The 20075-nt window shown below is 55.0% G+C and carries 19 protein-coding genes; 6 read left to right on the top strand and 13 right to left on the bottom strand.

Annotated elements, in window-relative coordinates; all coding sequences use genetic code 11:
- Nucleotides 1-75: 75 nt before the first annotated feature.
- Both ACT3UM_RS00925 and aptA read right to left on the bottom strand, forming a co-directional pair.
- Entirely contained in the window at nt 76-1572 is a 1497-nt protein-coding gene (locus ACT3UM_RS00925) for a CoA-acylating methylmalonate-semialdehyde dehydrogenase (RefSeq protein WP_498895262.1), read from the bottom strand.
- Between the two features lie 19 nt (nt 1573-1591).
- Nucleotides 1592-2965: an omega-aminotransferase AptA gene (gene aptA / locus ACT3UM_RS00920; RefSeq protein WP_498895260.1), complete on the bottom strand. Its 1374-nt coding sequence runs from the start codon at nt 2963-2965 to the stop codon at nt 1592-1594.
- 324 nt (nt 2966-3289) lie between these two features.
- Between aptA and ACT3UM_RS00915 the strand changes: the two genes are divergently transcribed.
- From ACT3UM_RS00915 to ACT3UM_RS00895, 5 genes are read left to right on the top strand one after another with little or no spacing between them, the layout of a single operon-like run.
- A complete protein-coding gene (locus tag ACT3UM_RS00915) occupies nt 3290-3532 on the top strand; it encodes a hypothetical protein (protein WP_498895258.1) in 243 nt (80 codons plus the stop codon).
- 15 nt (nt 3533-3547) lie between these two features.
- Nucleotides 3548-5071 (top strand): sodium:solute symporter family protein, encoded by a 1524-nt coding sequence (locus ACT3UM_RS00910; RefSeq protein WP_498895256.1) that lies wholly within the window; start codon nt 3548-3550, stop codon nt 5069-5071.
- A gap of 11 nt (nt 5072-5082) precedes the next feature.
- Nucleotides 5083-5913 (top strand): FadR/GntR family transcriptional regulator, encoded by an 831-nt coding sequence (locus tag ACT3UM_RS00905; RefSeq protein ID WP_498895254.1) that lies wholly within the window; start codon nt 5083-5085, stop codon nt 5911-5913.
- An 18-nt stretch (nt 5914-5931) separates the two neighbouring features.
- Nucleotides 5932-7206 (top strand): Zn-dependent hydrolase, encoded by a 1275-nt coding sequence (locus ACT3UM_RS00900; RefSeq protein WP_498895252.1) that lies wholly within the window; start codon nt 5932-5934, stop codon nt 7204-7206.
- Nucleotides 7207-7208: 2 nt separating this feature from the next.
- Nucleotides 7209-8609 (top strand): amidase, encoded by a 1401-nt coding sequence (locus ACT3UM_RS00895; RefSeq protein WP_498895250.1) that lies wholly within the window; start codon nt 7209-7211, stop codon nt 8607-8609.
- Between the two features lie 13 nt (nt 8610-8622).
- Here the strand turns inward: ACT3UM_RS00895 and ACT3UM_RS00890 are convergent, their stop codons facing one another.
- The 11 genes from ACT3UM_RS00890 to frdA form a co-directional block, all read right to left on the bottom strand.
- Nucleotides 8623-10017 (bottom strand): AMP-binding protein, encoded by a 1395-nt coding sequence (locus tag ACT3UM_RS00890; RefSeq protein ID WP_498895248.1) that lies wholly within the window; start codon nt 10015-10017, stop codon nt 8623-8625.
- A 481-nt stretch (nt 10018-10498) separates the two neighbouring features.
- Complete coding sequence (locus tag ACT3UM_RS00885; RefSeq protein ID WP_498895246.1) at nt 10499-10807, bottom strand: hypothetical protein; 309 nt, start codon at nt 10805-10807, stop codon at nt 10499-10501.
- A gap of 116 nt (nt 10808-10923) precedes the next feature.
- Entirely contained in the window at nt 10924-11523 is a 600-nt protein-coding gene (locus ACT3UM_RS00880) for a hypothetical protein (RefSeq protein ID WP_498895244.1), read from the bottom strand.
- Between the two features lie 49 nt (nt 11524-11572).
- Nucleotides 11573-12403: a polymorphic toxin type 44 domain-containing protein gene (locus tag ACT3UM_RS00875; RefSeq protein ID WP_498895242.1), complete on the bottom strand. Its 831-nt coding sequence runs from the start codon at nt 12401-12403 to the stop codon at nt 11573-11575.
- A gap of 1 nt (nt 12404) precedes the next feature.
- The gene (locus ACT3UM_RS00870; protein ID WP_498895240.1) at nt 12405-12890 is read right to left on the bottom strand and encodes a PAAR domain-containing protein; all 486 of its coding nucleotides are present in this window, start codon (nt 12888-12890) and stop codon (nt 12405-12407) included.
- A gap of 214 nt (nt 12891-13104) precedes the next feature.
- Entirely contained in the window at nt 13105-14046 is a 942-nt protein-coding gene (gene menC, locus ACT3UM_RS00865) for an o-succinylbenzoate synthase (protein ID WP_498895238.1), read from the bottom strand.
- Nucleotides 14046-14906, bottom strand: a complete 861-nt coding sequence (gene menB, locus ACT3UM_RS00860) for a 1,4-dihydroxy-2-naphthoyl-CoA synthase (protein WP_498895236.1) — start codon at nt 14904-14906, stop codon at nt 14046-14048. The genes menC and menB overlap by 1 nt, the downstream gene beginning before the upstream one ends.
- 50 nt (nt 14907-14956) lie before the next feature.
- A complete protein-coding gene (gene frdD, locus ACT3UM_RS00855; RefSeq protein ID WP_498895234.1) occupies nt 14957-15343 on the bottom strand; it encodes a fumarate reductase subunit FrdD in 387 nt (128 codons plus the stop codon).
- Entirely contained in the window at nt 15340-15741 is a 402-nt protein-coding gene (locus ACT3UM_RS00850) for a fumarate reductase subunit C (RefSeq protein WP_498895232.1), read from the bottom strand. Before ACT3UM_RS00850 ends, frdD begins: the two co-directional genes overlap by 4 nt.
- A 10-nt stretch (nt 15742-15751) precedes the next feature.
- Nucleotides 15752-16534, bottom strand: coding sequence for a succinate dehydrogenase/fumarate reductase iron-sulfur subunit (locus tag ACT3UM_RS00845; RefSeq protein WP_498895230.1), 783 nt, complete (start codon nt 16532-16534; stop codon nt 15752-15754).
- Nucleotides 16531-18318 carry a fumarate reductase (quinol) flavoprotein subunit gene (frdA, locus tag ACT3UM_RS00840; protein ID WP_498895228.1) on the bottom strand — a complete coding sequence of 596 codons (1788 nt, stop codon included), beginning with the start codon at nt 18316-18318 and terminating at the stop codon, nt 16531-16533. Before frdA ends, ACT3UM_RS00845 begins: the two co-directional genes overlap by 4 nt.
- 284 nt (nt 18319-18602) lie before the next feature.
- On the opposite strand from frdA, the gene ACT3UM_RS00835 reads away from it, so the two are divergent.
- The gene (locus ACT3UM_RS00835; protein ID WP_498895226.1) at nt 18603-20072 is read left to right on the top strand and encodes an anion permease; all 1470 of its coding nucleotides are present in this window, start codon (nt 18603-18605) and stop codon (nt 20070-20072) included.
- Nucleotides 20073-20075: the final 3 nt, after the last annotated feature.

Below are 20075 nucleotides of genomic sequence, written 5' to 3'. Positions count from 1 at the left end.
CGTCGAAGATAGGCACTAAAAAAGCACCGTCGCAGGACGACGGTGCTGAGAAGATGTCCTATTTACCCTAGAACGTCAACTTTGATTGGCGGGAAACGAGAACTCCGCTCGCGTCGCTTCGCTAACCGATGGCCAGCGCTGGGAAACCGCTTTGCGGCGGGTATAGAAACGCACTGAATCCGGGCCGTAGGCGTGAAGGTCACCGAACAGCGAGCGCTTCCAGCCACCAAAGCTGTGGTAGGCCACCGGTACTGGCAGCGGCACGTTCACTCCGACCATGCCCACTTCGACGCCATCGGTAAAGCGGCGGGCAGCTTCGCCATCGCGAGTGAACAAACAGGTGCCATTGCCGTATTCGTGGTCGTTAATCAGTTGCATGGCATCATCCAGGCTGCCTACGCGCACCACGCAAAGCACCGGGCCAAAGATCTCTTCCTGGTAGATGCGCATCTCGGCGGTGACGTTATCGAACAGACAGCCGCCCACAAAGTAGCCTTCCTCGTAGCCAGCGACTTGCAGATCACGACCATCAGCGACCAGCGTTGCTCCAGCGCTTACACCATCTTCGATAAAACCGAGCACTTTAGCGCGGTGCTCAGCGGTCACCAGCGGGCCCATATCCAGATCTTTTTTGGTGCCGGGGCCAACTTTCAGTTGGGCGATTTTAGGCAGCATGGTTTCGACGAGGCGATTGGCCGTTTCATCACCGACGCACACCGCGACCGAGATCGCCATGCAGCGCTCGCCGCAACTGCCAAACGCTGCGCCCATTAAGGTATTGGCGGCGTTTTCCAGGTCGGCATCGGGCAGCACCACGGCGTGGTTTTTCGCCCCGCCCAAGGCCTGAACCCGTTTGCCAGCAGCGGAGCCACGGCTATAGATCGCTTCCGCTACCGGCGTAGAGCCAACAAAGGAAATGGCTTTAACGGCCTTGGCGTCCAGCAGCGTTTCCACTGCTTCTCGCCCGCCGTGAATCACATTCATCACGCCTTTGGGTAGCCCGGCTTCTTGCAGCAGTTCAGCCACCGCCATTGCCGCTGAAGGGTCTTTCTCTGAAGGCTTGAGGATAAAGGTGTTGCCGCAGGCAATTGCCATGGGGTACATCCACAGCGGTACCATGGCGGGGAAGTTAAACGGGGTAATGCCCGCCACAACGCCCAACGGTTGAAAGTTAGACCAGGCATCAATACCTGGCCCTACATTGTGGGAGTACTCGCCTTTGAGCAGTTCCGGCACGCCGCAGGCATACTCGACGTTCTCAATACCCCGTTTGAGCTCGCCCATGGCGTCTTCGGGGGTTTTGCCATGCTCTTCGCTAACTAGCTGAACTAAACGGTCAGCGTGATCTTCCAGCAGTTGCTTAAAACGGTACATCACCTGGGCACGCTTGGCGGGCGGCGTATCGCGCCAAGCCGGAAAGGCGGCCTGGGCAGCGGCAATGGCACGCTCTACATCGGCGGCATCAGCGTCAGCGACTTGTCGAATCACCTTGCCCGTTGAGGGGTTGGTGACATCCAGCGTGCGCTTACTTTCGACTAATTCACCGTTAATCAGGTGGGAAACATTACTCATATTTAAACTCCGGAACAGATTATGCTAACGAATCCAAGGTGGTCGCCACCGCGTCGAACAGGCGCTCAAGTTCGGCTTCGGTGGTGCCAAACGGAGGGCCAAACTGCAGCGTGTCGCCGCCGTAGCGCACGTAGAAGCCCGCCTTCCAGAGCGCCATATGGGCATCCCGTGGGCGGATAATGGGATCGCCGTCCCGGGGCGTTAGCTGAATCGCCCCTGCCAAACCATAGTTACGAATATCAACCACGTGGTTGCGACCTTGCAGGGCGTGCAGCTTGCGCTCAAAGGCGGGCGCAATGGCGCTCACCTGGGCGGGGAAGTTTTCACGCTCCATCATCTCAAGTGCCGCCAATCCCGCCGCACAAGCCACCGGGTGGGCGCTGTAGGTATAGCCGTGGGTAAACTCAACCGCGTGCTGGGGGCCACCGGCGTGCATAAAGGTGTCGAAAATTTCGCTTGAGGCGATCACCGCGCCCATGGGGATGGCGCCATTGGTGATCTGCTTGGCCACGTTCATGATATCCGGTGTGACGCCAAAGGCTTCGGCACCGGTGGTCGCGCCGCTGCGCCCAAAGGCGGTAATCACTTCGTCAAAAATCAGCAGGATATCGTGGGCAGTACAGATCTCGCGCAGGCGATCCAGATAGCCCTTTGGCGGCACAATCACCCCCGCCGAGCCGGACATCGGCTCAACAATCACCGCCGCAATGGTGGAGGCATCGTGAAGGGCGATGTGATCCAGCAGCGCATCGGCTAGTTCGGCGCCGGTTTCCGCTTGACCACGGGTGTAGGCGTGATCCGCTTGAAGGGTATGGGGAAGGTGCGTCACATCCATCAGTTGGCCATAGTGTTTACGGTTGCCGCCGATCCCACCCAGGCTGGTGCCACCGATATTCACCCCGTGATAGCCCTTGGCGCGGCCGATCATACGGGTCTTCTCAGGTTTACCTTTTAACCGCCAGTAAGCCTTGGCCATTTTGACCGAGGTGTCGGCGGCTTCTGAACCTGAGTTGGTGAAGAACACATGATCCAGCCCAGTAGGGGTAAGGCTGGCGACCTTTTCCGCCAGCTTAAACGCCAGCGGATGGCCAAGCTGAAAACCTGGGGCAAAGTCGAGAGTGCCTAGCTGCGCCGAAACAGCCTTTTGGATCTCTTCGCGGTTATGGCCCGCGCCGCAAGTCCATAGGCCTGACAGCGAATCGAACAGCTTATGGCCCTGGTCATCAATGTAATAGCGCCCTTCCGCCCCGGCGATAACACGCGGGTTAGCGTGGAAGTCGCGGTTGGAACTAAACGGCATCCAGTAGTGCTGATTGAGCGCCGTTTTCTCTGGCGTATCGGCCAGTGAGGTACGCGCGGTTTCAGCAGGTGTTTTGCTTTTTATTCCAAACATGGTGTCCGGCTCCATCGTATAAGGCATTGCCTCAGCATGCGCCACCGGACACGTTTATAAAATTACGCTTTTCTTTTGTTCACGTTAGGAAATCTATACGCAACAAGGCATCTCGACATGCCTCTTGACCTTGACGCCGGTTGAGAAAACACCTAATTATTATATTTATACGAATAAATACAACAAATATATGGAGCACGCCCAACCAGTCATTGGCACCTATCACGTTGCTTCCAAGAAGCACGCTGTTGGTAGCTGCGTACTGAAAATACCGCTCACAAACTCAACATAAACAATTCACTATGCACATAGGGCAAACTCGCTATGAAGTATTTAACTCCCCTCAAACTGTCGATTTACAGCGTCATGCTTTTCAGTTTCTTTATGCTGGAAAGTCCCATCATTATGTTGGCTAACCGTATAGAGCCCATGTTGATGGGCATCCCCTTCCTGCTGGTATGGAACTTGTTTTGGTGGTTTGTGCTAACGGCGCTTTTTTTGGTGGCCTATTTCACCAACTGGGGCAGCCCAACATCCACACCTGAAGGCGCCACTAAACAACACTAAGAGGGGGGATTAAGCATGACCGGCAGTCTATTAATTATTGCGGCGTTTATGATTATTCCCTTGTTGGTGGGGATTCTATCAGCACGTCAATCGCAAGAAACCAGTGAAGACTTTTTCGTTCAGGGTCGCGCCATGGGCAGTATTGCGGTGTTTTTCACCGTGGCAGCAACCTGGTGGAGTGCCTTTGCCTTCCTCGGCTCTAATGCCACCTTCTATACCAATGGGCCAGTATTTCTTACCGCGCTCGCCTGGAACCTGCTGTTCGGTTTTATGTATTACTGGATCGGTAAGCGGGTTTGGTTTTTAGGCAAGCGATTCAATTATTTAACACCTTCGGATTTAATTGGCGACTTTTATAACAGCGAGGCACTGCGCATTACCGTTGCCGCTATTACGCTGATTTTCACCGTGCCTTATTTGCAGATCCAGCTCACTGGCGGCGCCTATTTAATCGAAGTCGCCTCCGGTGGGTTGATTCCGTTCTGGCTCGCCGCGTTGCTGTTTTACTTCATTATTATTATCTACGTATGGATTGGCGGTATCCGCGCCATCGCCTGGACAGATGTTATCTACGGCGCTCTGCTGTTCTTCGGCATGCTGTACGCGGGTTACTACATTTCCACCCAGGTAGGAGGGCCAACCGCTCTGTTTAGTCAGTTGCAGCAAAGCTCACCCGAGCACCTCACCATGCCTGGGCCTAACGGCACGATGGGCTACCCCATGTGGTTCTCGCTATTTGCCATCACCGCGATTGGCGCCTTTATGGGCCCGCAAATCTGGCTGCGTATGTACTCGGTCAAACACGGCAAGCTGTTTAACTTAATGCCCTTTTTACTGGGCTTGGCCGCCTTTGCCTATGTAGGTTCGGTGCTCTCTGGCTACTCCGGCGTGCTGCTTGAGCCCGATGTGGAAAACCCCGATCAAATCCTGCCCATCATGTTGATGGATTACGCCCCCTACCTGCTTGCCTCGCTGATTATGGCGGCAGGCGCGTCTGCGGCCATGTCCACCGCTAACTCGCAGATTCACGCGGTGTCCACAGTGGTAACAATGGATATCTATAAGCGTTATGTGAACCGTGAAGCAAGCCAAGCGCGAATCGTTTATATCGGTCGTTTATCGTTAGTAGGCTTCTCTCTGGCAGCTTATATCATGGCGCTTACCGTTCCCGGCGTATTGGTGACTATCGGCATTGCTGCGCTAGCAGGTACCGCACAGCTGGTTATTCCTACCATTGGCGCTATCACCTGGAAAAAAGCCCACCCCACTGCGGCGCTCGCGGGGCTTTGGGCCGGTGTTGCCTGTGTACTACTGATGACCTTCGGCCCGCTAAGTGCCCCCTTTGGTTACCACGCGGGTATTTGGGGACTATTGTTGAATGCGGTGCTGTTCGTTGGCCTAAGCCATGCGCTGCACCGTCGCGATACAGCAGTAGTGGAGCGGTTCATCCAGGCACGCTACGACTATGATGCCGAGTACCACCCCGAACGCTTGCCTGCTTACACCCAAGAAACGACCAACGCCGCTAACTACAAATAAGGAGTGAGTTGATGACTCAAGCCCCCAGTTCAGCCTCTCGGCGCCGACCCAAACTTGCCGAGCTGATTAGCGATGATATCAAGCGCTGGATTGCCGCCGAGTCTTTGGGAGAAGGCGACCGACTGCCGAACGAAAAAGCGCTGATGGAGCTTTACGGTAGTGCCAAGGCGACGGTGCGTGAAGCGCTCAAGATTCTTGAGGTTGAGGGGCTAGTCACTTTAAAAACCGGGCCTAAAGGCGGCGCGGTAATTAATCAGCCAGGCATGGAGCCCGCCAGCCGCATGCTACGTAACTTTCTGCATTTCCAACAACTGGATGGCAAGCAGGTTTACCAGTTGCGCAAGCTGTTGGAAGTAGAGCTGGCGGCATCAGTGGTGGGAAGGCTCACCGAGCACGACTTCCAGCAGTTGGAAGCCAATATGTCGGCCTGCGCTTGCTGTGCGAGCGATGAAGAAGATCACCGACACCAGCGCTTTTTAGAGCTGGAGTTTCACCAACTGCTGGCGCGTGTCTGCCCTAACCCTCTGCTCGCCTTTATGTGCCAGTTTTTAAACGACATGCTGCGCGATTTGGTAGTGATAAAGAAAGCTTACGTGCCCGAACGCAAGCAGTTCGATCACGCCAATCAGGACTACCACCGCCAGCTGGTGGACGCCTACCGGGCCGAAGATACCCAGCGTGTGCGCCAGGTAATGGCTGAGCATATGGCCGATGCCGAGCACCATATGAGCGCGCTGGAAGCGGAAATGGCCGCGCAGATGCTGATCAGCAACGATTCTCCCAACCTTCAGAATCACCGTTCCAAGCTACACGACCTAGCGACGGAAAATGCATCCGTTTAATCTTGCGAGGAGAGTGAAATGAACACCTACGTTACGCCCAGCAAAGATAGCACCGACCTACGTACTGATAGCGACCGCCTATGGGAATCGCTAATGGAGATGGCCAAACTAGGCGCCACACCCAAAGGCGGGGTGAACCGTCAAGCGCTTACCGATTTAGAACGCCAGGGGCGCGACCTGTTTATCCAGTGGTGTCGCGCCGAAGGCTGCACAATTCGCATTGATAATATCGGCAATATCTTTGCCCGCCGCGAAGGCAGCGACCCCAACGCCAAAACGGTAATGGCGGGCAGCCACCTGGATAGCCAACCCACTGGCGGTAAGTATGATGGCTGCTTTGGCGTACTCTCCGGTCTGGAAGTAATTCGCACCCTTAACCAGCACAACATCACTACGCAATCCCCTATCGAAGTCGTCGCCTGGACGAACGAAGAGGGTTGCCGCTTCCCACCCTGCATGATGGGGTCTGGCGTATTCACCGGCGAGCTGGCGTTTGACGCCATGATGGCGCGCACCGACGCCGATGGCGTCACGGTAAGCGATGCACTGGACGCCATTCACTACCGCGGCAGCGACAGCGTTTCGCCAGATGAGATAAAAGCTTACTTTGAACCCCATATTGAGCAGGGGCCGATCCTGGAAGATACCGACACGACCATTGGCGTGGTTATCGGTGGGCTTGGTCAGAAGTGGTTTGATTTAACCCTGACCGGACTTGAAGCCCACGCAGGCCCTACACCGATGAACCTACGTCGGGATGCCATGATGGGCGCAGCCGAAGTCACCCAAGCGCTCAACCGTATCGCTTTTGAACATCAACCCCACGGTCGCGGCACGGTCGGCTGTATGACGCTTCACCCAGGTTCGCGCAATGTGATTCCCGGCCAGGTCAAAATGACCCTGGATATGCGTCACTGGGAGCCTGAAGCGCTTATCGAAATGGGACATTCCGTTGCCGCAGCCGTTGAGGAAATTTGCCAACGTCACGGGCTGGCGTACGAGCTAACCCCCACCGCAGACTTTGAACCTGAACACTTCAATAAAGCGTGTGTTGATACCGTACGCCAGGCAGCCGAAAAGCTCCAGCTGTCGCATATGGATATCATCAGCGGTGCTGGGCACGATGCCATGTTTGTTGGCCGCGTTGCCCCTGCTGCGATGATCTTTATTCCCTGCAAGGATGGTATTAGTCATAACGAAATCGAAAGCGCGACACCTGAGCACGTGCATGCAGGCTGTAACGTGCTACTGCACGCGATGCTTGAAGCGGCCGGCGTTGAGAAGGGTGAGTAATCATGGCCGATACCTTTGAAACACTAACGGCCGTACAGGCATTGGTTCGTTTCGGCGAAGAATCGCTCTCGCCGGAGGCACTGGTAGATGACTGCTTAGCGCGTATTGAACGGGATAACCCCAAGGTCAATGCCTTCACCTGTATTAACGGCAAAGAGGCCCGCCGATTAGCAGCAGAATCCGCTCGACGCTGGCAAACAGGCATACCCTGCGGCCCGCTGGACGGCATCCCCGTTACCATTAAGGATTTAACCTTAACCAAAGGGCTGCCCACCCGCCTGGGTTCAACGACCACCACCCCAGATGGCCCTTGGGAGGTGGATTCGCCAATTAGCCGTCATCTGCGTAATGCCGGGGCTATCGTGATTGGCAAGACCACTTCGCCGGAGTTTGGCTGGAAAGGGGTCACCGACAATCCGCTGCACGGTATTACCCGCAACCCCTGGAACACTGATCTCACACCAGGGGGGTCATCCGGCGGCGCGGGGGCTGCCGCTGCGCTCAATCTGGGCCTGCTTCACCAGGGCAGCGACGCGGGTGGTTCAATCCGCATACCGTGCAGCTTCACCGGCACCTTTGGCATTAAACCCACCTTTGGCTGGGTGCCCCAGTGGCCCGCCAGCGCCATGAGTACGCTCTCTCACCTGGGGCCAATGACCCGCTCGGCAGCCGATAGCGCGCTGATGCTTAGCGTGATGGCGCAGCCCGATACTCGGGATGGCTATTCCGGTAATCCACTCGGGCCAGACTGGCTTACGCCGCCCCCTGCTGACCTACGCGGCTGGCGCATCGCCTTTAGCGCCAACCTTGGCTATGTAGAAGTAGCCCCGGATATTGCCCAGCGGGTTGAGGAAGCCGTGGCCCATTTAGAAGCATTGGGCGCGACGGTAGAGCGAATTGACCCTGGCTTTAGTGATCCGCTTAAGACGTTTAATACGCTGTGGTTTGCGGGCGCCACCCAAGCACTCGAAAAACTCAACGAACAACAGCAGGCAGCACTCGACCCTGGGTTTCTGGATATCGCACGACGCGGGCAGGATGTATCGCTTTCCGCCTACCTCGCCGCCCGGCGTGAGCGCAGCGAATTAACGGCGCAGATGGTGGCGTTTCATAAACGCTATGATTTGCTGGTCACGCCTACAATGCCCATTGCGCCCTTTGCCGCGGGCCACAACGTGCCACCGGGCGAGCGCTATAAAGACTGGATGGACTGGACGCCGTTTAGCTACCCCTTCAACCTTACCCAACAGCCTGCCGCCTCCATGCCTTGCGGGCTGGATAACCAGGGGCTGCCGGTAGGCTTGCACCTTGTAGCAGACAAATATCAAGACCTTAAGGTATTACATGCTGCCCAACTGCTGGAGCGCTACTTGCCGCCACTGACACCATCAGGAATAGCATAACCACACTAGCTGGCTACTTATTAACCAACTGCTTTCGCGCCAGCTCAGCAAACTGCTTGCGGGAGGGCTTAAAGCCCACCCCCGGCGGCCAGGCCAGCCAGGCATCGGGCACCATAAAGCCGGGCAGCGCCTCCCGCACCCAGGCGTTTAGTGCTTGTTCTGTTACCGCCTCCCCATGCCAATCGACAAACGCCACCGGGCGCTCGCCCCACTCGGGGTGGGGCACCGCTACCACCAGTGCCTGGGCGATGCTGGGGTGGTCGACCAAGCGCTGCTCGATGCTTTCCGGCTGGATATTCTCGCCACCGGAGATAAAGCCGTTATCGAGTCGCCCTTCCACCACGAGCGCCCCGTCCGCATTGAAGTGGCCCTTGTCGCGGGTAGCAAACCAGCCTTCTGCGTTGAGGGCTGGATCAACCACGTCATCATTCAAATAGCCGCAGAACAGGGTCTCGCCGCGTAGCTGGATTTCCCCACCGATGACCCTAACCTCACGGCCCGGCAACGGCCTACCGACGACGCCCGGTGCGGTAGGAGTGCCGGTGCAGACTTGGCTAGCCATCTCGGATAGCCCATAACTAACTTTCGGCGTTAGCCCTAGCGATGTCATCTGCGCCACCAGCGGCGCAGGAATCGCCGCACCACCAAGCAGCAGCTCACGCAGCGGGGTGCGCTTAGGCGTAAAGCCCGCCTGCAGCAGCCGCCACAGTTGTGTAGGCACCAGGGAAAGATGGCTAATCGCCTGCTGCTCCAGGCGCTCCGCCAGCGTATCGGGAGCATCGTTGAGGATCACCCGCCCACCAGCAAGAAAGACCCGGAACGAGATCGCGTAGCCACCGATATGAAACAGCGGCAGCGACAGTAGCCAGCCACTGTTTTGATCAACGGGAATCAACGACGCCGAACCACGGGCAGATGCCAAATGATTCCCCACGCGGTGCAGCACCGCCTTGGGCGTACCGCTGGAGCCGGAGGTAAAAATCGTGTTGCACAGCTGGTTGCTATCCAGCACCGGAGGCTCCCTCACATCGGCTTCCGCCAAAAAATCGAAGCTAACCGGTGTAAGCTCGGCAGGGTAATGATGGTCGCTTTCCGTTTGGCAAACCCGCCCAGCCTGCAGGCGTTTGGCTAGAGTGAGCTGCTGGGAAATAGGGAACACAGGGTTAAACGGACAAAAAATAACCCCTGCCCGTAGGCAGGCCCACGCCAACAGCAAGGATTTAAGAGCCCCTTTAGCGGGCACAACTAAGCGATCACCGGGCACAAAACCTGCGCGCTTCAGTTGCTGCGCTAAAGACGCCACCCGGCGATTGAGGGTTCGGTAACTAAGACGCACGGAGCCAGCCTCTACCGCAATATGCTCAGGGGTCTCTTTGGCCCAGTAGTGGATGGGGCAGGTATCTATCATGCAGAGTTGTCCTTGCTACCTATATTCATTTTGCAAGCAAGCTGGTTTAACACAACGTTAACTTGCATGAAGTCCTGTGTACAGGTATTAGTGCTTCAGCTCTGAGGGTTCGCACCCCATTCTGTAGGTTATTAGAATCTCTTTTCTCTTTAATGGTTTCTTCTATAGAAGGTGCTACTCAATCAGGGGGTGACATCGGCTATACCATTAGAGATATTTACCTGTACAGAGATACCAGTGCCTTAACTCTGTAGCCTCACAGAATAAATAACCATCTTTTAAGGGACTGGTTTCTTGGGGGTTCTCGAGAGCATCTGCTAGAGAAGGAACTACCCCCTCCTCAAAATATGCCCCACTAGGAGAATACCTTAGATACCACCAAGGTGTGTATAATGGAAAACCTTTGACTTCAAAAGGTCTGCTTATTCTCAAAAAAGCTTCAAAATAGCACTCTGGAAAGTGTCCGCAAATCTTTGTAAAACTAGCGCTTTTTTATATTAATACTTGATGCTTCTATGCTCTTTATGGCCGAGCTAGGAATATGGTTCTCTAGTGCAATCGGTTTGGCATGAAACCTGCCATCACGTACATAGGTCTCGGCTTTTCCATTTTCTACTATAATTTTCAATATGTCGTTTTCATCTATAAAATCGAAAAGCACTTCAGCACTCTCAGTGAGCTTCGGGTCAGGTCGATAATCCATTACACTATAAATATATCTTTTCCAGATAAGAAAGCTGACGATGACAATTAGTGGGACTATGATAAATTTACGGTGATAAATTGACATTAACCTTTCCTACTCGCCGCTATTTGATATAAATCTTTAATTAAAAAACCCTACTACGTTGACAAATAGTCACCTCAAAGCAACGCAACGCAACGCAACGCAACAATAAAAAAACATCAAAGGTACTCACCACGACAAAAATGCCAGTGCTCTTGCTCTAAAGGTTCACAAAAAAAATACACTTTGCCAACGTCTTCTTTTCGCGCTTCAGATATAGAATGAACAAACTCTTCATTCCATCCGTATTGATTATACTGCTGAAATTCGGTTAATTTATTTTGACGATACTCTGGGTGCACTACACGTTTCAAATGACCATCAGGATTATACTGAAGATAGCGGTAAGGCCCATCAATAACTCTAGGAGGGGGTATATCAATATAAAAATTAGCGGTGAAATAGCACTTATCTCTGCATTGGTATGAGAATGTTGCTTCATTGATTTTATCATTGACACTTTCTATATTTTTTATAATCGCATTAAAGATATCTTTTTGTAACGACTCTGTATCTACCCCCCCATTTTTTATTGCCACCCAATCTAAATCGTTGTTAAGCATAATAGCGTAGACTTGATCTGCGATTTCAGTTAGAGCTTGTGTTTCTTTCAGGCTTGGCCGATGGTTTTCAACAATCTTTAAATAGCTCTGCCAAGCAAGAAAGCTGACAACTATCAATAACGGCAAGATCACACTTTTACGACGATAAAGATGCATTAGTATTTTTCTCCATATTTATATAACTCCTCGTTATCTGTACATTTCTTCATCTACTTCCCGCTGCACGTCGCCTAGCTATTTGGCAGCTGTGTTGTTCTTTGGAGCCGACTTCAATTGGATAATCTACTTGAGCAATTTCATCCATTAACAGAGAACCAGTTAACTGTTGCGGGGTAAAACGCTCGGACAGTGATATGCCCAAGCTAACCGAAAGATGGTCGGTGACATCATCAAAGCGCCGATACCCATTGACTTCGCCGCGGTCAGTGGGTGATACATCAGATTTCATACGATCAACTAGATACTGCGCCAAGCCAGCACCGTCTAGTAAAATATCCTCAGAAAAGCCGATGTAACGACCAACGTAACCATAGTGAATATTGGACCAGATATCATAAAAATACTCATAGCCCTGGTATTTATGGTGCCACGGATATGCTGAGACTCCCCTGGAGTCGAACTCATCGCCCTTCTTTCCACCTTTGTGGAAATCTGGTTTGTGGTCCCAAACTCCTCCTTCCCTCACCAGCAAAGCCCAACTGGCCAGTGCCGCTCTGCGGGCGTGCCGTTCGATTTGCATAAAATTCGGCCTTGCCATACCACGTGCGAGACGCTGAACGCTATTTAGTGACTCACCTTCCCTCCGCCAACGCTCCATTGCCTCCTGAGCGCTGTAAGCATTCTGCTGCTTTATGCGCTGAGCAGCAGCGGATTCTACATTGATCTGAATTTCCTCGACGATCCAGGTAGCGACTTCCAGCGCTTGATCTCTATGCGGGCAGGGAACCGTAACCGGGCAGGGAACCGTAACAATGAAGGGATCATCCAGCGTGGCTGGGGTGGTGACGGTTTGCGCTATACGTTGCCACTCGGCCATATCAATTCCCTCTGATCAGAATATCGACCACCTTGGCGGCAAGATCTGAATCCATTAGTTCTGCTTCACCTTGGGCATTGGTTTGCCCCTCTTTTGTATCACCACCTTCTAGCACCAGTCGGTAAGATTCATGAGCAAGAGGAGCGCCGAATTCATCACGAAACACCACTCGCCGGTTGTAACGCGGCGGCTGAACGGTAGGGAGTGATGTGGTGCTTGCACCACCTCTTGGTTGACCAGTGATCGCACTAGCAGCCGCAATCACCACCCCTCCGCATGAGGTCTCGCTGCCGTGAATAGCGGCTGCGGCACCTTCAATGGGATACCAGTCGAGGCCGCTGACGATGCTGGCACCGCAGGAGCTACGGTCACCCACGCGGGCAGCGGGTAACCCATCAACAAAGGTGGTAGAGGCTGCACTAACAATGCGGTGAGGGCCTCCATTACAGCGGCAGGCAACCTGATCGCCCAACTTGGCTTGTTCCATGGCAGTATAATTTCCCTGATAACCCATAGAAGGAAGCTGGCTTAACGAATAGTCAACTTCATCCGTCTCGGCTCATTTGAGCAAGACTTAACTGATTATCATTAAACATATCAGGTTAACCTTGTGCAGTAAATACTAATACTAATAAAACTGAGGATCTGTAGTGCGAATAAACTGTTAATGCTATCGGGAGAGGAGTTAATGGCGGAAACGCTCAGCAGTTAAGGTAAAGACATTTCAGACTATCTGTAATCACCTCGCCACTGGCAGTTATCATTCGCTCGGTGAGCCAATGGCCCGTATCCAGCCCCGGCGGCTCATTCGGCGCCCACTCGCTTGCTAGACGGGCAAGCTGCCCAAGGCCTAGATCAGACTCAAAGCTGGAAGAGATAACTACACGCAGATTATCCGCTCGCGCCCGTTTAACGAGCGCTTCGCAGGCACTTAGCGAGCCAATCAAGGTGGGTTTGATCACCAGAGCTTTAAGCTGCGGGTGATAGTGCCATGCTTCCCCGCAGGATAGAGTTTCGTCCAGAGCGATGGAGACTCCCGTTGCCTCAGCCACGGCGATGCTGTCCGCAAAAGCGGCGCAGGGCTCTTCCAGGTAATCGATCTGTTTAAGGGGTAGGCGCTCACACAAACGCTGAGCTTCTTCCCGCGTCCAACCGCCGTTGGCATCCAGAATCAGTTGGGTGGTGGGTAGCCGAGTAGCCAGCTGGTTAATCAGCGCCAGCTCCTCTGCCATGGCGTAGCGCGCCACTTTTAGTTTGAGCCGAGTCGGCGGTAAATCCCCCCAACCGGCTACGATATTATCAAGATTGGCTAACAGCGCCGCAGGCGCCCCTTGAAGCAGCGGATAAGGCGGCAAAGGCACGGGAAGATTTGCAGGCCATTGGCGCTGAGCACAGTCGAACCCAAACTGCACTGAGGGTAACGTTGGTGTGGCTTTATCACCGCGCGTGATGGCGGCAAGGCAAGCCAAGCTTTCAGCTTCTGCTTCGGCGAGGGTTTCTGTGGAGAAGCCAGGCAGCGGGGCTATCTCGCCCCACTGGCCATTGATGGAAACGAGTAGCCCTTCTCTGCTGGCCAGCCGCTGGCCTTTAAACATCAGCGGCTGGCGAAACGGTAGCGAGTAGCGGTAAAGCGCCAGCTGCATTATGGGTTGCGCGGGTAGCGGGAGAAGTCCGGGCGGCGCTTTTCATTAAAGGCATTGCGCCCCTCCTGCCCCTCTTCGGTCATATAGAAGAGCATGGTGGCGTTACCCGCCAGCTCCTGCAGCCCGGCTTGCCCATCGCAGTCGGCATTGAGGGCGGCTTTCAGGCAGCGCAGTGCCATCGGGCTGTTCTGCAGCATCTCGCGGCACCAGCGTACGCTCTCTTTTTCCAACTCTGCCAGGGGCACCACATGGTTGACCAGCCCCATTTCCAGCGCTTGGGCAGCATCATACTGACGGCATAGGAACCAGATTTCCCGGGCCTTTTTCTGGCCCACAATGCGCGCCATATAAGAGGCGCCGTAGCCACCATCAAAAGAGCCGACTTTAGGGCCAGTCTGGCCAAAAATGGCGTTATCGGCGGCAATGGTCAGATCGCACATCATATGCAGCACATGGCCACCGCCAATGGCGTAACCGGCCACCATGGCGATAATCGGCTTAGGACAGGTGCGAATATCGCGCTGGAAGTCCAGCACGTTAAGGTGATGGGCGCCCTCTTCGTCCTGGTAACCGCCGTAGTCGCCACGAATACGTTGATCGCCACCAGAGCAGAACGCTTTGTCACCTGCACCGGTAATAATAATCGCGCCAATGGCGCTGTCGTAGCGCGCCCGGCTTAGCGCCTGGATCATCTCGCTCACCGTTAGCGGGCGAAAGGCGTTGCGCACCTCGGGGCGGTTGATGGTGATGCGGGCAATGCCCTCTTGCGAGGTGTGATACAGAATATCCTGATAGTCGCTTGAGTGATCCTGCCACTCAATCGCCGCGTAGAGTTCCGCTTCAGTGAGTCCTTTAATCATGCCAGTCTCTTTTTTTATCTGTCAGGGTTAAGGTGATGACAAGGCGCCGTTTAGCGAAGGAAACCCGCCACAACGATGCCCAACGCCAAAACACTCAACAGCGCCGCCCCACCGTACATCAGCTTCTTATTGAGTGCGTCACTGCCCACGCTGATATCAAACATCCCATGGCGCAGGCGGTGGGCAGCATGAAATAGTGGCAGACACACCACCGCCCCAACAAACAGAAAGCCTGGCACACTAAACAGCAGCGATGATGCTCGCTCATAGCTCAGCGCCTCAGCGGGCAGCAGGCCCAGGGGCAGTAGAACGGCGATAAACAGAATGACGGCGGGCAGTAAAACTGCGAAACAGACGCCGCCCGCGCTAAATAGCCCCCACCAAAGCGGCTCATCAAAGGCTTGTTTATGCTGAACATCATGTTTGTTCATGTTCATGCCCCACTCCTCCCCAATAGCCAGAAAAATAGCAGCGCGACCACGACTACGCCCGCCCACTGCCCAGCAACAATGGCCTGATCGGGCAGGCTATGCCCAGCAATGCGGATCGGCATCACCCGTGGGAACAGCGCAAAGAAAGTAGCGGCGTGGAACAGGCTGGCAGCCAATGCGATAAGGTTCAGTAGCAGTACGATGGGGGAGCCCATAAAGGCGATCCACCCCTGCCAACTCTCCGCCCCTTGCAACAGAGCAACCATACCGGCGAGTAAACAGAGGGTAAAAAACAGCAGCGGTAGCACCGTGGCTTCGCGCAGCATATAGAGCTTGAAAAAGCGGTGTTTCAGCCACCAGTTGCGTTTTAGCGGCGGCAGGCGTTGCGATGTCGACTTATCCATATTCGTTCTCCTACCCTTTAAACAACGCAATAAGCGTGTGTTTGGCGGCCTCGACTTTGCCCTGATTTACCGCGGCTGCGGGGTCAACGTGTTTGGGGCACACCTTCGAGCAGAAGCCCACAAAGGTGCAGCTCCATACGCCGTCGTGGCGGTTAAGCTCGGCCATACGCTCCTTTTTGCCATGGTCGCGGCTGTCCAGGTTGTAACGGTGAGCTAGCGTTAGCGCTGCCGGGCCGAGGAACTCTTGATTAAGCCCAAACTGCGGGCAGGCGGAGTAGCAAAGCCCACAGTTGATGCAGTTAGCGAACTGCTTGTAGCGCTCCAGCTGCTCTGGTGTCTGCTGATAGGTTTCCGGCGCCTTGGGGTCGTAGGGTTTTACCGGATTATTGTCAATCAGATAGGGCTTAACCGCCGCCAGGTGTTCCAGGAAGATCGCCATATCCACCACCAGATCCCGCTGCACGGGGAAGTGGGCCAGCGGCTCGATACGAATATCACCCTCGTAATCGCGCAGGAAGGTTTTACAGCCCAGCTTGGGAATGCCGTTCACCATCACCCCGCAGGAGCCACAGATCGCCATACGGCAAGACCAGCGGTAGCTCAGCGTGCTATCGAGCTGCTCCTTGATGTGGTTAAGGGCATCCAGCAGCGAGGTGCTGTCATCCACCGGCAGGTCGTACTCCTGCCAGTACGTTTCAGTCGAGGTGTCCGGCAGGTAGCGTTTGACGCTGATATGCTTGGTGCTGGTGTTATCAGCGCTAACACGCTTGGCAGTAATCTGATCGGTACTCATACCTTCTCCCCCTTGCCCGCATCGCCATAGGCCCGCTCCGCCGGGGCAGAGAATTGCACATCGACGTCCTGCCAGCGCAGCTCGGCATGGGCATCGCCTTGGTAGAACACCTGGCTATGCTTAAGGTAGTTAACGTCATCGCGTTTCTGCATGCCTTCATCCAAGCGCTGGTGGGCACCGCGGGACTCACGGCGCTCAAGCGCGCCCAAACAGGAGGCTTCGGCAATATCCAGGCCACACTCCAGTTCAAGACATTCCAGTAACTCGGTATTAAAAATCTTGCTGGTATCGTTAACGCGGATCTCGTTGAAGCGCGCACGCAGTTGGCGCATGGTATCCAGCGAATGGCGCATGCCCTCTTCGGTGCGGTAAATCCCACAGCCGCTCTCCATGGCCTGCACCATGGCGTGCTTGAGTTCTACCCAGTTCTCGCCGCTCCCCGTTCCGTCACATAGCCGCAGCAGCTTGGCTTGCTGGCGGTCGCCCTGGGCTTCCAGCAGGCGCTCATCGGCCCACTCTGTTTGCGCCGCACGCTGACTGGCCTGCTCACCGGCCAGGCGGCCAAACACCAATAGCTCAGTTAGCGAGTTAGAGCCCAAACGGTTGGCGCCGTGCAAGCCCACCGAAGCACACTCCCCGGCGGCGTACAGCCCGGCAATGGAAGTTTCACACTGGGGGTTGGTTTCAATACCGCCCATGGTGTAGTGAACCGCTGGGCGAATGGGGATGGGCTCTTTCACCGGGTCGACGTTGATATAGGATTTGGCCAGCTCGCAGATAAACGGCAGGCGCTCCAGAATGGTCTTTTCACCCAAGTGGCGCAGATCAAGATAGACCACATCGCTGTCGCCAAACTTGCCGGTGCGGCCTGCCTGCTGCTCCTGCCAGAAAGCCTGGGAGAGTTTGTCCCGAGGGCCTAGCTCCATGTACTTGTTTTCCGGTTTGCCAAGCGGTGTTTCCGGGCCAAGGCCATAATCCTGCAGATAGCGATAGCCATCTTTGTTTAGCAGAATCCCCCCTTCACCCCGGCACGCTTCGGTAATCAAAATGCCGGAGCCGGGCAGGCCGGTGGGGTGATACTGAACAAACTCCATATCCCGCAGTGCCACACCGTGGCGATAAGCCATCGCCATACCGTCGCCGGTAACAATGCCCGCATTGGTGTTGAAACGGAATAAACGCCCCGCGCCGCCGGTGGCCAGAATCACCGCTTTGGCGCGCAGCACGGTTAATTCGCCAGTGGCGATTTGTAGCGCAATCACACCAATCACTGCGCCTTCGTGAACCGCCAGGTCGAGCACGAAGTACTCGTCGAAACGCTCGATCTCGGGATATTTCAGCGAGGTTTGAAATAGGGTGTGGAGCATATGGAAGCCGGTTTTGTCGGCGGCGAACCAAGTGCGGGCGGTTTTCATGCCCCCAAAGCGGCGTACTTGCACTTGGCCATCGTCTTTACGGCTCCAGGGACAGCCCCAGCGCTCCATCTGCACCAGCTCTTGGTAAGCGTGGTGAACAAAGTAGTCGACGACACCCTGTTCAACCAGCCAGTCACCGCCGGAAACGGTGTCATCAAAATGCGCCTGATGGGAGTCTTCTTCACTGGTAACCGCCGCCGCTCCGCCTTCCGCGGCAACGGTATGGGAGCGCATGGGGTACACCTTGGAGAGCAGCGCAATACGCTGAGGGGCGCCCTGGGTTTTAGCCTGCTCGGCAGCTCCAATAGCAGCACGTAAGCCTGCGCCGCCCCCACCGACAATGACGATATCGAAATCTCGCTGCTGCATGACAACCCCTTCCATTAGCCAAGTCAAAGGTGGTACTGGCGGCACTCTTCGGTGCCCTTTCATTATTCGAACTTACCACGCCCTTGGCAGGCCCTGCTCATTAGTCCAAAGAACTATTGACGTGCGTCAAGCAAGTGGGAGATCGAGCGGGTATTGCTGTTCCCCGCGTGCCGCAGCCCCTACTCTTCAAGCCACTCACTGCAAGGCAGATAGCTATCCGCCAAGCAATACCAGGCAATAAAAGAAGCCCAGACAGGCTCAAGAAAACTAAAGAGAGGTGCCGCATGACGACGAATGCTCAACCCTCACCGCGATGGAAACTGTTAGCACCGCTAGCAGTCACTATCATCGTCGCGCTGATCCCCATTCCCCCGGGGCTTGCGCCTCATGCGTGGTATTTTTTAGCCATTTTCCTGGGCTGCGTGGTGGGTTTGATTCTTGAACCACTACCGGGCGCGGTGGTGGGTCTGATCGGCGTTACCCTAGTGGCGCTACTTTCAAGGTGGGTGTTGTTCTCTCCCGAACAGCTCGCCGTTAACGGTTTCAACCCCGCTGGCCAAGCCTTTTCCTGGGCGGTGTCGGGCTTTACCAACTCTACCGTATGGCTGATTTTTGGTGCCTTTATGTTTGCCCTGGGCTACGAAAAAACCGGCCTAGGTCGACGAATTTCCCTCTGGCTGGTCAAGGCAATGGGTAAGAGAACCTTGACCCTTGGCTACGCGGTGATGATTGCCGATGGCATTCTCGCGCCCTTTACGCCCTCTAATACGGCGCGCAGTGCGGGCACGATCTACCCGGTGATTCGTAACTTGCCACCGCTTTACGATTCGCACCCTAATGACCCCAGCATGAAGCGCATGGGTAGCTTTTTGATGTGGACAGCACTGGCCTCTACCTGCGTGACCAGCTCGCTATTTTTGACCGCCCTGGCCCCCAACTTATTGGCTATCGCGCTAACCGAAAGTACCACCGGCATCCAAATCAACTGGGGGCAGTGGTTTATGGCGGTCGTGCCAGCGGGCATTCTGCTGTTACTGCTGGTGCCGCTGCTAAGCTATTGGCTATGTTCCCCCGAAGTGAAGGCGGGCGATGAAATTTCCGACTGGGCCGGCAAGGAGTTAACCAAGCTGGGCGCACTGACCCGCCATGAAATCATGCTGGTCGTTATGGTGGTCACTGCGCTGCTGCTGTGGATTTTTGCTGGCAGCATCATCTCCGGCTCACTGGTAGGCCTAGTGGTCATCTGCGGCATGCTGTTAACAAGCATCATTAGCTGGGACGATATTCTTAACAATCGTGCGGCTTGGAATACCTTTGTGTGGTTTGCCACCCTGGTGGCGCTAGCAGGCGGACTCAGTCAAGTAGGATTCGTTAACTGGTTTGGCGGTGTGGTGGGTGGGCAGATAAGCCACTTCGACCCAGTGATGGCCATGGTGGCGCTAGTGGTTATTTTTTACCTACTGCACTACTTCTTTGCCAGCGTGACGGCCCACGTGACCGCCCTACTGCCGGTGATTCTGGCGGCGGCATCGGGTATTGCCGGGCTGGATATGCAGATGTTTATCCTGCTGCTACTCCCCACCCTCGGCTTTATGGGCATTCTCACCCCCTACGGCACTGGGCCTAGCCCGGTTTACTACGGCAGCGGCTACTTACCCAGCGCACTGTTTTGGCGGCTAGGGGCGATTTTCGGGCTGCTTTTCCTGGTGGTTTGGCTGGTGATCGGCCTGCCCTGGCTTATGCTGATCAGTTGATAA

The organism is Halomonas sp. AOP13-D3-9 (assembly GCF_052379125.1).
Classification (GTDB): Bacteria; Pseudomonadota; Gammaproteobacteria; order Pseudomonadales; family Halomonadaceae; genus Vreelandella.
Note: the sequence above shows the minus strand (reverse complement) of the source record. Positions and strands in the feature narration are given on the sequence as shown.

Coding starts and splice junctions, on each gene's coding strand:
- ACT3UM_RS00850 (WP_498895232.1), bottom strand. CDS start 15,741: ATGGATAAGTCGACATCGCAACGCCTGCCGCCGCTAAAACGCAACTGG.
- ACT3UM_RS00905 (WP_498895254.1), top strand. CDS start 5,083: ATGACTCAAGCCCCCAGTTCAGCCTCTCGGCGCCGACCCAAACTTGCC.
- menC (WP_498895238.1), bottom strand. CDS start 14,046: ATGCAGCTGGCGCTTTACCGCTACTCGCTACCGTTTCGCCAGCCGCTG.
- ACT3UM_RS00885 (WP_498895246.1), bottom strand. CDS start 10,807: ATGTCAATTTATCACCGTAAATTTATCATAGTCCCACTAATTGTCATC.
- ACT3UM_RS00925 (WP_498895262.1), bottom strand. CDS start 1,572: ATGAGTAATGTTTCCCACCTGATTAACGGTGAATTAGTCGAAAGTAAG.
- aptA (WP_498895260.1), bottom strand. CDS start 2,965: ATGTTTGGAATAAAAAGCAAAACACCTGCTGAAACCGCGCGTACCTCA.
- ACT3UM_RS00845 (WP_498895230.1), bottom strand. CDS start 16,534: ATGAGTACCGATCAGATTACTGCCAAGCGTGTTAGCGCTGATAACACC.
- ACT3UM_RS00870 (WP_498895240.1), bottom strand. CDS start 12,890: ATGGAACAAGCCAAGTTGGGCGATCAGGTTGCCTGCCGCTGTAATGGA.
- frdA (WP_498895228.1), bottom strand. CDS start 18,318: ATGCAGCAGCGAGATTTCGATATCGTCATTGTCGGTGGGGGCGGCGCA.
- ACT3UM_RS00835 (WP_498895226.1), top strand. CDS start 18,603: ATGACGACGAATGCTCAACCCTCACCGCGATGGAAACTGTTAGCACCG.
- ACT3UM_RS00910 (WP_498895256.1), top strand. CDS start 3,548: ATGACCGGCAGTCTATTAATTATTGCGGCGTTTATGATTATTCCCTTG.
- ACT3UM_RS00880 (WP_498895244.1), bottom strand. CDS start 11,523: ATGCATCTTTATCGTCGTAAAAGTGTGATCTTGCCGTTATTGATAGTT.
- ACT3UM_RS00875 (WP_498895242.1), bottom strand. CDS start 12,403: ATGGCCGAGTGGCAACGTATAGCGCAAACCGTCACCACCCCAGCCACG.
- menB (WP_498895236.1), bottom strand. CDS start 14,906: ATGATTAAAGGACTCACTGAAGCGGAACTCTACGCGGCGATTGAGTGG.
- ACT3UM_RS00890 (WP_498895248.1), bottom strand. CDS start 10,017: ATGATAGATACCTGCCCCATCCACTACTGGGCCAAAGAGACCCCTGAG.
- ACT3UM_RS00895 (WP_498895250.1), top strand. CDS start 7,209: ATGGCCGATACCTTTGAAACACTAACGGCCGTACAGGCATTGGTTCGT.
- ACT3UM_RS00915 (WP_498895258.1), top strand. CDS start 3,290: ATGAAGTATTTAACTCCCCTCAAACTGTCGATTTACAGCGTCATGCTT.
- frdD (WP_498895234.1), bottom strand. CDS start 15,343: ATGAACATGAACAAACATGATGTTCAGCATAAACAAGCCTTTGATGAG.
- ACT3UM_RS00900 (WP_498895252.1), top strand. CDS start 5,932: ATGAACACCTACGTTACGCCCAGCAAAGATAGCACCGACCTACGTACT.